Below are 12,210 nucleotides of genomic sequence, written 5' to 3'. Positions count from 1 at the left end.
GTCCGCGCAGCCGGTCGTGAAGGGGGCTCCCCGCCACAGGTGGCGGGGAGCCCCCTTCTTCTGTCAGTGGTGGGTCTCCGGTGCGTCGGCGCCGATGTCGAAGCCGGCGCAGTACTCCACGCCCGACTCCGGCGAGACCGGGTCTCCGGTGTCCGCGTCGGTGCAGTAGGCGCTGAAGACCTCTCCGGCGGTGAGCGGTACGAGGCTGCCGCGGGTCAGTCGCCAGCCGTGGACCCGGTCCGGGGTGCCGGGGTTGCTCGTACGGAGAACGAGTCCTCCGTGGCTTTCGAGGGCGACGCCGACGGCGAGGACGGTGACGAACTCTGCTCCTTCTCCGGATTCGAGTCGGGCCGGCCCCGTCGCGCCGCGCTCGGTGTGGAGGACGGCGAGCAGCTGCTCATTCTCCGTGGGGGTGCTGCAGACGAGGTGGTGGGTGCCCGGGCCCGCCGTTTCCAGGGTGCGCATCAGGAGGTGGGAGGCCCGGTCGAAGGCGGCGCGGCCGATGTCCTGGCCGCAGTCGGCGCATTCACCGAGGTCGGCCAGGAGCAGCGTGGCGTACTCCCAGGTGGCCTGGCGGACCGCTCGGGAGACCAGGAGCGGGATCAGGGTGTCGATGGGTTGCCCGGTGTAGGCGACAGTGGCTCCGGCTGCCGCGATTTCGGCGGTGAAACGGCTGCGGCTGGCCGGGGCGTCGGGCGCGAGCCCGGATTCCGCGCAGTATTCCGCGTACTCCTCGGGGTCGAAGAGGGCGACCGTGGTGTGCATGCCCTGGGCCGCGAGGATTTTCAGCAGGCCCTCGACCTGCCGCAGATAGATGGCGTGGTCGTCGAAGGTGAAGGTGCGGTAGCGCCGCATGGCCGCGAAGTCCTGCTCGTCGGCCAGGAGGCCGATGGTGCTCGGTGCTTCGCGGCGCAGCGTGCGTCGCATGGACGTGGTGTTCCTGGTGTTCCCGGTGTGCGCCATGACTCCCCCAGTGCACTGTCGAACATTGCTCACTCAGAGTAATCACGGCCACTGACAGTGCGGACTGTCAGTGGCGCTTGCGGGCCAGGTCCTCGTAGAAGTGGAGCAGTTCGAGGTTGTCGATCGAGCCGGGGTTGACGGCCTTGGCCAGCTCCGTTCCCTGGAGGAGGCGCTTGACCGGAACCTCGATGCGCTTGCCGGTGAGGGTGTGCGGAATGCCGGGTACCTCGATGACCTCGTCCGGGACGTGGCGTGGCGAGAGGTTGTCGCGGATGGTCTGATTGATCCGGTCGCGCAGGCCGTCGTCGAGGGCGGAACCGTCGGCGAGGTGGACGAAGAGCGGCATCCAGTACCCCCCGTCGGGCTCCTCGATGCCGATGACCAGGGATTCGCGGATCTCGGGGAGGCGTTCGACCGCTTCGTAGATGTCGGCGGATCCCATCCGTACCCCCTGCCGGTTGAGGGTGGAGTCGGAGCGGCCGTGGATGATGACCGAGCCGTGGTCGGTGAGGGTGATCCAGTCGCCGTGGCGCCAGACGCCGGGGTACGTCTCGAAGTAGCTGTCGCGGTAGCGGCTGCCGTCCGGGTCGTTCCAGAAGTGGATGGGCATGGAGGGCAGCGGGTTGGTGACGACCAGTTCGCCGACCTCGCCGACGAGCGGTTTGCCTGCAGGGTCCCAGGACTGGAGGTCCGTACCGAGACAGGGCGCCTGGAGCTCGCCGATGTGTACGGGCAGGGTGGGGACCGCGCCGGCGAAGCAGCTGCAGACGTCCGTGCCGCCGCTGACGGAGGCGATCCAGAGGTTGTCCGCGACCTCGTCATGGAGCCAGCGGAAGCCGTCGGGCGGGAGCGGGGACCCGGTGGTGGCCACGCACTGGATGCGTGAGAGGTCGAAGTCGCGGCCCGGGTGGATGTCGGCCTTGCGGCACGCCATGACGTAGGCGGCGGAGGTACCGAAGAGGGTGGCGCCGGTCTGTTCGGCAACGCGCCACTGGGCGCTGACGTCCGGGTAGCCGGGGCTTCCGTCGTACAGCACGACTGTGGTGCCGGTGAGCAGGCCGGAGACGAGGAAGTTCCACATCATCCAGCCGGTGGAGGTGTACCAGAAGAAGCGGTCGTCGGGCCCGAGGTCGCAGTGCAGTCCGAGCTGCTTGAAGTGCTCGATGAGGATGCCGCCCTGGGACTGGACGATCGCCTTGGGGAGCCCTGTGGTGCCGGAGGAGTACAGCACCCACAACGGGTGGTCGAAGGGGACCTGCTCGAAGACGGGTTCGGTGTCCGCGGAGGTGAGTGCTGACCATTCGAGGGCGCCTTCGGGGGCGGTGGTGCCCAGCAGCGGGATGTGGACGACGGCGCGCAGGGTGGGGAGTTCGCGGCGCAGTTCGGCGACCGTCCCGGAGCGGTCGTGTTCCTTGCCGCCGTAGCGGTAGCCGTCGACGGTGAAGAGGACGACGGGTTCGACCTGCTGGAACCGGTCGAGGACGCTGCGGGCACCGAAATCCGGGGCGCACGAGGTCCAGACGCCGCCGACGGCCGCGGTGGCGAGCAGCGCGACGACCGACTGCGGAATGTTGGGGAGGTAGCCGCTGACGCGGTCGCCGGGGCGGACCCCCAGGGCACGGAGTCCGGCGGCGAGGGAGCCGACCTGACGGCGGAGTTCGGACCAGCTGACGGGGACCTGGGTGTGGGTCTCGTCGACATGGAGGAGGGCCGGTGCGCCGGCGCGGAGGGGGTCCTCGGCGGTGCGCAGGGCGTGTTCCGCGTAGTTGAGGGTGGCGCCGGGGAACCACTGGGCGCCGGGCATGGTGCGGTCGCCGATGACGGTCTCGTACGGGGTGGAGAACCGGATGTCGAACCAGTCGGCGACAGCCTGCCAGAAGGTGTCCAGTTCGTCGACGGACCAGCGGTGCAGCTCCGGGTAGCCGCCTTCGGCCGGTGCTCCGTACCGCTCGGCCGCCCAGCTCTGGAAGCGTGTGACCGCCGCGGCGGCGATGCGCTCGGGATCGGGCTGCCAGAGGGGGGCTTCGTTCGCTGCTGAGGTCATGGGGTGGCTCCCTGGCTGTACGGGTACGCGGGGTGGGCGTGGTTCGCGCGCACACGTGCTGGGGTGTGCGCGTGAGGCGGCTTTCACGGACGATGCCATGTGATCGTCTTCCGCACCAGGGTTCCCCACCCATGGTTGTCTGTCCGGCTATGTGGTCCGGCCACGGGTGAACGGAAGTTGAACGGAGCCCGCTGACGCCTCGTCGGGTGGCAGGGTGAGCCGCATGAACGGTCGTGACCTGGTGCGCTCGGTGAAGATGGTGGGTTCGGTGCGGGGGATGCGCACGGTGCGCTCGGCCTGGCGGCGGCAGCGTGCGGATGCGCGGGCGCTGCCGCCCCGTGGCCCGGAGCGGGCCAGGGTGCCCGGTCTGCTGGCGGGGGCGGAGCCCGCACCCGGTGGCGGTGTGGTCAGGTTCGCCCGTTCGGAGCTGAGCATCCGGGTTTCGGCGGGCGGTGCGGTGTTCTGGGCGTGGGACGGGGCGGCGCCGCTGCCGTCGTACGCGCTGCCCGGTCCGGCGCCGGAGCCGGATCCGCGTGCCCTGCTGGAGCCGGACAAGGACGGCGGCTGGCAGGTGGTGTCGGAGCGGCTGACCGTGGTGGTCTCGCGGCACGGGGCGGTGGAACTGCGCACGCCCGGCGGTGTGGTGCTCCGGCGGGAGCTGCCGCCGCGGTGGTGGGAGCCGGTGGCGGGGGGTTCCGCCCGGTGGGTGCAGCGGTCCGAGCTGCCGGCGGACGCCCGGTTCTTCGGGCTGGGCGGGCGGGGGGCGGGGCCTCGGCTGCGGGACGGTTCGTACGCGCTGTGGAACACCGATCCGGGCGGGCACTTCGGGCCCGGTGACGATCCGCTGTATCTGACGATGCCGGTGCAGGTGGTGGTCTCGGACGCGGGGACGCATCTGGCGTTCCACGACAACACCTGGGCGGGGCGGGTGACGCTCAGCGAGGGCGAGGAGGGCGCAGGGTCCGGGCATGACCGTCCGGGGATGTGCGAGGTGCGGATGGACGGGGGGCCGCTGCGCTGCTGGGTGGTGGTGGGGACGCCGGCCCGGGTGCTTCAGGGCTGGACGGCTCTGACGGGTGCGCCGGCGCTGCCGCCGTCCTGGGCGCTGGGTCCGCAGCACGCCCGGTGGGGGTTCGGGAGCGAGCGGGAGGTGCGGCGGGTGGTCGCCGGGTACCGGGAGCGGGGGCTGCCGCTGTCCGTGCTGCATCTGGACATCGACCATTACGACGGCCATCAGGTGTTCACCGTCGACCGTGAGCGGTTCCCCGATCTGGCGGGGCTGGCGAAGGAACTGCGGGAGGAGGACGGGGTGCGGCTGGTGTCGATCGTCGATCCGGCGGTGAAGGCGGAGCCGGGCAACGCGGTGTTCGATGCCGGTTCGGCGGTCGGAAGCGCCGGGGCGTTCGTGCGGGACGCGCGGGGGCGGGCGGTGCGCGGGGAGGTGTGGCCCGGGGAGTGCGTGTTCCCGGACTTCACCGATCCGCAGGTGCGGGAGTGGTGGGGTGGTCTGTACGAGGAGCGGCTGGCGCAGGGGTTCTCCGGGGTGTGGCACGACATGAACGAGCCGGTGTCGTTCACGGCGTTCGGTGAGCCGACGCTGCCGCGGTCGGCGCGGCACTGTCTGGAGGGCCTAGGGGGCGATCACCGGGAGGCTCACAATGTGTACGGGCTGGCGATGGCGCGGGCCGGGTACGAGGGGCTCCGCCGACTGCGTCCGGACGAGCGGCCGTTCCTGTTCTCGCGTTCCGGCTGGGCGGGTATGCAGCGGTACGGGGGCACCTGGTCCGGTGATGTGGAGTCGGGCTGGCCGGGCTTGCGCGCCTCGCTGGCGCTGGTGCTGGGGCTCGGCCTGTGCGGGGTGCCGTATTCGGGTCCTGATGTCGGGGGGTTCGACGGGTCGCCGTCCCCCGAGCTGTATCTGCGGTGGTTCCAGCTGGGTGCCTTTCTGCCGTTGTTCCGTACACACTCGGCGATAGACGCGGGGCGGCGGGAGCCGTGGGAGTTCGGGCCGGAGGTGTTGCAGCACGCGAGGGCGGCGCTGGAGGGGCGGGAGCGGCTGCGTCCGTACTTTGTGACGCTGGCGCAGCTGGCCCGGCTGACGGGTGCGCCGTATGTGCGGCCGCTGTGGTGGGGGGCGCCCGGGGACCGGGCGCTGCGGGACTGCGAGGACGCCTTTCTGCTCGGCGATGCGCTGCTGGTGGCGCCGGTGCTGCAGCGGGGCTCGGATCGGCGGGCGGTGCGGCTGCCGCGGGGACGGTGGTACGACACGGTGACCGGCGAGGTGTACGAGGGGCCGGGGCAGGTCCTGATCGATGCGCCGTTGTCGCGGATACCGGTGCTGGCGCGGGCGGGTGCGGTGATTCCGGTGCGGGGCGCGGACGGCGGGCTGGAACTGGAGGTGTGGGCTCCGGCTCCTGGGCGTACCGGGGGCGGACTGGTGGTCCGGGACGCGGGTGACGGATGGGAGCAGGCGGAGGTCGAGCGGTACACGTCGCGGCTGTCGGGCGGGCAGGTCGTGGTGGAACGGGACGGTGAGGAGGGTGAGGTGACCTGCCCGGTGCGGGTGCGTGGGGTTCACAACTGCTGAGCAAGCACATCGTTTTGGCGAACGTGGACACGATGGGGTGAGCGGTGTGACGAGCTGCGGGTATGCCCGGCGGGGTGTGCGTAACGTATTCGGTGCGATCTGGGACGCCGGGTGTGGCGTCAGCAGTCGGGGCCCCCGTGTCACCAGCGAGATGGTTCGGGGCCTCCCCGTCGCCTCTGGCCACACCCATATGGCCAGGTCGTAGGGATTCCGCCCGCCCGGGACGGACCGCATACGGGATATGCGTCGCCGACCGGGACGCGAAAGCGGAGGACCAGTGCGCCCAAGACCGTTCGGGGCGTACCGGTGAGACAGGACTCACTCCTCCTCACTGCCCAGGAACGGTGTGATGCCGTCAGCGGTAGCGGTAGCGCCCTTCGAACCAGGCGCGGGCAGCCCGGGTGTGCAGGGGGAAGGCCAGTTCGGCGGGGGCCCTGAGCAGGCTGTGGCCGGCTGTCTCGTCGGTGGGGACGGACGGCGGGAGCTCGGCGGCCGGGCGCTGCGGGAGGAGGCCGAAGAGGAGCAGGTGGCCGTCCGGGGCGCTGAGGGCGTCGGCGAGGCGGACGTCCTGCTGGTCGGCCTCGATGCCGGTCTCCTCGCGGAGTTCACGGACAACCGCGTATTGCCAGTCCTCGCCGTGGTCGATGAAGCCGCCGGGCAGGGCGAGGCCGCCGAGCCGGGGCTCGATGGTGCGGGTGATGACGACGAGCGCGGTGCCCTGCCGGTCGGTGACGGGTAGCAGGGCGATGGCGACCGGGAGGGGGTTGCGGTAGGCGATGTCGCCGCAGGCGGCGCAGGCGCGGGGCCAGGTCGTGGATCCCGGCGAGGGGTACGGCGCTCCGCAGCTGCTGCAGTGGGAGTCCTTCGTCGGTTGCTCCACCTGTTTCCTCCGCTCGGTTTCCTTTTAGGGCGTGGACACGCGCGGACTGTATCCGATCGTGCTTCCGGGACCCCCATGATTCATGGATGATGCGCTCATGACAGGTATCGCTTCCGCTTTCCGTGCCCTGGCAGCCACTGCCGCCGCCCTGCTCGCCGTCACCGCCGCCACCCCCGCGGCGCAGGCGAAGACCGAGCCGAAGGCGCCCGAGGAGTTCGTCGCACTGCGTTCGGTGGACCCCACGATCATCCAGGAGATGCGCTATCCCACCGGCCACAACTTCCTGGGCGAGCCGGTCGACGGATACCGGCAGCCGCTCTGCATCCTGACCCGGCCCGCGGCCCAGGCCCTGCACCGGGCACAGACGCGGCTGCTGCGCCAGGGTTACTCGCTGAAGGTGTACGACTGCTACCGGCCGCAACGGGCCGTCGATCACTTCGTGCGCTGGGCCGAGGATCTCGACGACGAGACGATGAAGGGCGAGTTCTACCCCCGGGTCGACAAGACACGACTGTTCACGGACGGTTACATCGCCGAGAAGTCCGGACACAGCCGTGGCAGCACGGTGGACCTGACGCTGGTGAGGCTGCCCGCCGCGCCGACCAGGCCGTACCGGCCGGGCGAGCAGCTGGTGCCCTGTTACGCGCCGCAGGCCGAGCGGTTCCCGGACAACTCGGTCGACATGGGCACGGGATACGACTGCTTCGACACGCTGTCGCACACCGACGACCCACGGATCCAGGGTGCGCAGCGAGCCAACCGGCAGTTCCTGAAGACCACGCTCACGGATGCCGGCTTCGTGAATCTGGCCGAGGAGTGGTGGCACTACACCTTCAAGCCGGAGCTGTTCCCGGACACCTATTTCGACTTCCCGGTGGCCCGGCGGTCCGTCGCAGGGCACTGAAGCCCGCGGCAGCGCGGTGGGACGACGAACGGCCGGGGCCACCCCCGTGGGTTCCGGCCACTCGTCCTTCCTCTCGGACGCGGACCGGCCGTATCCGGTTGCGCTCCCAGCCATTACGGTGCCCGTATGTCACAGCAGACGTTCCATTCGTACGAGGAGTTCTGGCCCTACTACGTGGCGATGCACTCCAGGGCTGCGACCCGGTGGGCCCATCTCACGGGTACCCTGACCGGGCTCGCGGTCACCGCCTACGGCCTGGCCCGTGGCCGGAAGCGGTATGCGGCGGCGCTGCCCCTGATCGGGTACGGCGCGGCCTGGCCCGCGCACTTCCTGATCGAGAAGAACAATCCGGCCACCTTCGGGCACCCCGCGTGGTCGCTGCGCGGCGATGTGCAGATGATCCGGATGATGCTGGCGGGGCGCGACGGAGAACTGGCGGAGACCTCTGCCAAGTGGCTCGCCGAGAACCGCTGACCGTGACACGCTTCTGACGTTCCGTCAGATCCGGTGCCGGGGAGGGGTTTTGTCGCACACGCGCACACCCGTGGTGGCCGGGTGGTTCACCGAGGACAGCACCGAGGGGACTTCCGGCTGCTGGGCACCCGGTGTTCGGCCTGCTCGTCGGTCTTCTTCCCGCGCCAGGACGCGTTCTGCCGCAATCCGGGCTGCGCGGGCGGTGAGCTGGTCGAGACGCCGCTCTCCAAGCGGGGCACCGTCTGGTCGTACACCGACGGCCGCTACCGTCCCCCCGCCCCGTACGTCTCCGACCCGGACATGTCCTGGGAGCCGTATACGCGAGGGGGCGACAGCGCTCGGCGGCCGCATCCCGGTCAATCCGAGCGGCGGGCTCGCTTCGTTCGGCGAAGCGGTACCGGCGCAGGCCATCGCCCAGGTCTGCGAGCTGACATGGCAGCTGCGCGGCGGAGCGACAGGTTCCGGGGGCGCGTGCCGGAATCACCGCCAATCAGGGGCTGTTCGGGCACGGATCGGCGGTCGTCGCGGTCCGCTGAGATCTCCCGGATCCATCCGCAACGCGTGGAAGCGTCCGGTCCGTGCGTCGTGAACTGGGTTTGTTGTCAGCATTCTTGACGGCTGATCAGCACCGGTGAACACTCCTTGCTCAGTCGCTGCCGCCACTCCCGCTCTGCGGCAGTCCGACATGGTCACCACGCTCGTCACGGACAGCCGGGCAGGTCAACGAACCTCCCTGCCCTCGGCCTCCGTAGCCATGGAAGCGACCGGCGAGACCCGCCGGACAACCCCTAGGAGCGCCATGAGCAATGGAGACATTTTCGTCGGGGAAGTCATCGGTACGGCGATCCTCATCCTGTTCGGCGCAGGTGTGTGTGCGGCCGTCACCCTCCACCACTCCAAGGCGAGAGCCGCGGGATGGGTGGTGATCGCCTTCGGCTGGGGCTTCGGTGTGCTGGCCGGTGCGTACACAGCGGCCCCGCTGTCCGGCGGGCATCTCAATCCGGCGGTCACGGTCGGCATCGCCGTCGACACCGGGAAGTGGGACAAGGTCCCGCTCTACATCCTGGGGCAGATGGTGGGCGCGATCATCGGTGCGCTGCTGGCCTGGCTCACGTACTCCGCGCAGTTCCGCGCCAACGCGGACGAGAAGACGGCCGTGCCGACGCTGGGGATCTTCTCGACCGCTCCGGAGATCCGCAGTCCGGTGGCAAACCTCGGCACCGAGATCATCGCGACAACCGGTCTGGTGCTGCCGATCCTGGCCTTCGGGAAGAACGCCGGGATCGGGATCGGGCCGGTGGCGGGGGCAGGCGCTGGTGTCTACGGCTCCGGAATCTCCGTACTTCTGGTGTCCCTGCTGGTGGTGGGCATCGGACTGTCGCTCGGCGGACCCACCGGGTACGCGATCAATCCGGCCCGTGACCTCGGTCCGCGGCTGGTGCACGCACTGCTGCCGATACCGAACAAGGGAACCTCCGACTGGAGTTACTCCTGGATCCCGGTGGTGGGACCGCTGGTGGGCGGGCTCCTGGCGGGTGTCGTCTTCCGTGCCGCCTTCTAGTGCCGGGAGGGGCACTGGCCATCCGGGTTCCGGTCATCCAGGTTCTGCCACTTCGGCTCCTCGACCTTGCGACAAGGAGACGTCATGACGGGCAGGTTTGTCGCCGCCATCGATCAGGGCACCACATCAAGCCGCTGCATCATCTTCGATCAGGACGGCGCGATTGTCGCCGTCGACCAGCGCGAGCATCGCCAGATCTTCCCGAAACCCGGCTGGGTGGAGCACGATGCCACCGAGATCTGGACCACGGTCCAGGCCGTGGTGGCGGGTGCGCTCGCCAATGCCGGGCTGCGGGCACAGCAGCTCAGCGCGCTCGGCATCACCAACCAGCGCGAGACGACCGTGCTCTGGGACCGGGCGACCGGGCAGCCCGTGCACAACGCCGTCGTCTGGCAGGACACCCGTACGGCCGCCCTCTGCCACGAGCTCGGCGGCGCGGACGGTCAGGACCGCTTCCGGGACATCACCGGGCTTCCACTGGCCAGTTACTTCTCCGGCCCCAAGGCCGCCTGGCTGCTGGACCATGTACCGGGCCTGCGGAGCCGCGCCGAGCGGGGCGAGATCGCCTTCGGCACCATGGACTCCTGGCTGATCTGGAATCTCACTGGCGGCACGGACGGCGGCGTCCATGTCACGGACGTGACCAATGCGTCGCGCACGATGCTGATGAATCTGGAGACGCTGGAGTGGGATCCGTCGATCCTCACGGCGATGAACGTCCCGGCGGCGGTGCTTCCGGAGATCCGGTCTTCGGCGGAGGTGTACGGGACCGCGGTCGGCGCACTCGCCGGGGTGCCGGTGGCCTCCGCGCTCGGCGACCAGCAGGCGGCGATCTTCGGCCAGGCCTGTTACGACCCGGGTACCGCCAAGAACACGTACGGCACCGGGAGTTTCCTGCTCCTCAACACCGGGAACAGGCCCGTGCCGTCGAAGAGCGGGCTGATCACCACGCTCGGCTACAAGATCGGCGACCAGTCCCCCGTCTACTGCCTGGAGGGCTCGATCGCGATCACCGGGGCGCTGGTCCAGTGGTTCCGCGACCAGCTCGGGATCATCCGGAACGCCGAGGAGATCGAGACGCTGGCGGCGAGCGTCGACGACAACGGCGGGGCGTACATCGTCCCTGCCTTCTCCGGGCTGTTCGCCCCCTACTGGCGTTCGGACGCCCGGGGGGTCATCACCGGGCTCACCGGATACGTCACCAAGGCGCATCTGGCCCGCGCCGTTCTGGAGGCGACCAGCTGGCAGACGCGTGAGGTCGTCGACGCGATGTACCAGGACTCGGGGGTGCCGATCACGACGCTCAAGGTGGACGGCGGGATGACGGCGAACCGGCTGCTCATGCAGCACCAGGCGGATGTTCTTGGGGTTCCGGTGATCCGACCGAAGATCTCCGAGACGACGTGCCTGGGCGCGGCGTACGCGGCGGGGCTTGCGACCGGGGTGTGGTCGGGGCTCGACGAGCTCAAGACGCACTGGCAGCGCGATGTGGAGTGGGAACCGCGCATGGAGCCGGAGATCCGTGAGCGCGAATACGACAACTGGCGCAAGGCTGTGGAGCGGAGCCTGGGCTGGGAGGAGGAGGGCGCCGGCAGCAGGTAGAGGCTCCGTACGCCGACCCGTTCGCGGTCCCGGAGGCGGTTGCGGACATGGTCCCGTGACCGGTCCCGGAGTACGCGGTTCCCTGCGCGGTCCCGCATCCGGTGGCCCCACGACGCGCGGCCCGTACCCCGGTCGGCGGGGGTACGGGCCGCGTTCCGCCGCTGTGCTCAGGTGGTGGCCGGCTCGCGGAACCGGCCCGCGCGGGCAAGTGCGTGCTCGACGACCGCCACCAGCACGTCCCGTACCGAGGACCGGTCACGCGCATCGCACATGAGCACCGGCACCTCGGGATCGAGGTCGAGCGCCGCCTGCACCGTCTCCGTCGGGAACCGGTCGGCTCCCTCGAAGCAGTTGACGGCGACGGTGAACGGGATCGCGCGCTGCTCGAAGTAGTCGACGGCCGCGAAGCAGTCCTCCAGACGCCGGGTGTCGGCGAGGACGACCGCGCCCAGGGCTCCCTGGGCCAGTTCGTCCCAGAGGAACCAGAACCGGTCCTGCCCCGGTGTGCCGAAGAGATACAGCACCAGGTCCTCGCGGAGCGTGATCCGCCCGAAGTCCATGGCCACCGTGGTGGTGGTCTTGGACTCGACTCCGGCCGTGTCGTCCACCGGGCGGCCGGCCTCGCTCAGCCGCTCCTCGGTACGCAGTGGTCTGATCTCGCTGACCGCGCCCACCAGTGTCGTCTTGCCCACGCCGAAGCCGCCCGCCACCAGGATTTTCAAGGTAACCGGCTCCACGGGCCGCCTGCTGCGGCTAGAGCGCCCGAAGGCCATTGATCACCTCGCGAAGAATGTTCACGTCCGGCAGCTCGGCCGGCGGAACGGGACGGGTCACATGCACCAGCTCGTCCTCGACGAGATCGCCGACCAGCACCCGGACCACCCCGACGGGGAGATCCAGACCGGACGCCAGCTCGGCGATCGACTGGGGCATGGTGCTGCAGAGTTCGACGATCTCCACGTGTTCCGGGGAGAGCGTCTGGTCCCGGCCGGGGTCGTCGGCCGCCGGTTCGGGGACGACGATCGCGATCAGGTCGAGGCGGTGGCGGGACGCGCTGCTGGTACGGCCCCGGGTCATCGCGTACGGACGGACCACCGGCCCCGCGTCGGCGTCGTACCAGCGTGACGACTGCGGGTCGGCGGGAGCGGCCGGGGATCCGGGGGGTGTGCCCCGGGACGAGTCAGCGCTCATGCCC

The 12,210-nt window shown here is 70.2% G+C and carries 10 protein-coding genes and 2 pseudogenes; 7 read left to right on the top strand and 5 right to left on the bottom strand.

Going from position 1 to position 12,210, the window contains the following annotated elements:
• Positions 1–63 precede the first annotated feature (63 nt).
• Both OH809_RS35015 and OH809_RS35010 read right to left on the bottom strand, forming a co-directional pair.
• Positions 64–963 (bottom strand): hypothetical protein, encoded by a 900-nt coding sequence (locus tag OH809_RS35015; RefSeq protein ID WP_406417512.1) that lies wholly within the window; start codon positions 961–963, stop codon positions 64–66.
• Between the two features lie 67 nt (positions 964–1,030).
• Positions 1,031–3,007 carry an acetoacetate--CoA ligase gene (locus OH809_RS35010; protein WP_406417513.1) on the bottom strand — a complete coding sequence of 659 codons (1,977 nt, stop codon included), beginning with the start codon at positions 3,005–3,007 and terminating at the stop codon, positions 1,031–1,033.
• A gap of 223 nt (positions 3,008–3,230) precedes the next feature.
• Here OH809_RS35010 and OH809_RS35005 point away from each other — a divergent pair, with 223 nt between their 5' ends.
• Entirely contained in the window at positions 3,231–5,594 is a 2,364-nt protein-coding gene (locus tag OH809_RS35005) for a glycoside hydrolase family 31 protein (protein WP_406417515.1), read from the top strand.
• Positions 5,595–5,949: 355 nt separating this feature from the next.
• Here the strand turns inward: OH809_RS35005 and OH809_RS35000 are convergent, their stop codons facing one another.
• Positions 5,950–6,474 carry an NUDIX domain-containing protein gene (locus OH809_RS35000; RefSeq protein WP_406417517.1) on the bottom strand — a complete coding sequence of 175 codons (525 nt, stop codon included), beginning with the start codon at positions 6,472–6,474 and terminating at the stop codon, positions 5,950–5,952.
• A 97-nt stretch (positions 6,475–6,571) separates the two neighbouring features.
• On the opposite strand from OH809_RS35000, the gene OH809_RS34995 reads away from it, so the two are divergent.
• The 6 genes and pseudogenes from OH809_RS34995 to glpK all read left to right on the top strand — a co-directional run bounded on the left by OH809_RS34995 (position 6,572) and on the right by glpK (position 11,015).
• A complete protein-coding gene (locus tag OH809_RS34995; RefSeq protein WP_406417519.1) occupies positions 6,572–7,378 on the top strand; it encodes a M15 family metallopeptidase in 807 nt (268 codons plus the stop codon).
• 126 nt (positions 7,379–7,504) lie between these two features.
• A complete protein-coding gene (locus tag OH809_RS34990; protein WP_406417521.1) occupies positions 7,505–7,852 on the top strand; it encodes an Mpo1-like protein in 348 nt (115 codons plus the stop codon).
• Between the two features lie 70 nt (positions 7,853–7,922).
• A pseudogene (locus tag OH809_RS34985) lies at positions 7,923–8,170 on the top strand (Zn-ribbon domain-containing OB-fold protein); the annotation flags it as partial.
• Positions 8,169–8,388: pseudogene (locus tag OH809_RS34980) on the top strand (thiolase C-terminal domain-containing protein); the annotation flags it as partial. The pseudogenes OH809_RS34985 and OH809_RS34980, both read left to right, overlap by 2 nt.
• Positions 8,389–8,651: 263 nt before the next feature.
• On the top strand, positions 8,652–9,413 hold the full coding sequence (locus OH809_RS34975) for an MIP/aquaporin family protein (RefSeq protein ID WP_406417523.1): 762 nt from the start codon (positions 8,652–8,654) through the stop codon (positions 9,411–9,413).
• Positions 9,414–9,497: 84 nt separating this feature from the next.
• On the top strand, positions 9,498–11,015 hold the full coding sequence (glpK, locus tag OH809_RS34970) for a glycerol kinase GlpK (protein WP_406417524.1): 1,518 nt from the start codon (positions 9,498–9,500) through the stop codon (positions 11,013–11,015).
• A 167-nt stretch (positions 11,016–11,182) separates the two neighbouring features.
• Here the strand turns inward: glpK and OH809_RS34965 are convergent, their stop codons facing one another.
• Together OH809_RS34965 and OH809_RS34960 are read right to left on the bottom strand one after the other, a co-directional pair.
• A complete protein-coding gene (locus tag OH809_RS34965) occupies positions 11,183–11,788 on the bottom strand; it encodes a GTP-binding protein (RefSeq protein WP_406417526.1) in 606 nt (201 codons plus the stop codon).
• Positions 11,769–12,206, bottom strand: a complete 438-nt coding sequence (locus OH809_RS34960) for a DUF742 domain-containing protein (protein ID WP_406417528.1) — start codon at positions 12,204–12,206, stop codon at positions 11,769–11,771. The genes OH809_RS34965 and OH809_RS34960 overlap by 20 nt, the downstream gene beginning before the upstream one ends.
• Positions 12,207–12,210 lie beyond the last annotated feature (4 nt).

The sequence above is a fragment of the Streptomyces sp. NBC_00873 genome (genome assembly GCF_045207415.1).
Taxonomy (GTDB): domain Bacteria; phylum Actinomycetota; class Actinomycetes; order Streptomycetales; family Streptomycetaceae; genus Streptomyces.
The sequence above is the reverse complement of the archived record's forward strand: the minus strand, read 5'-3'. Positions and strand labels throughout refer to the sequence as shown.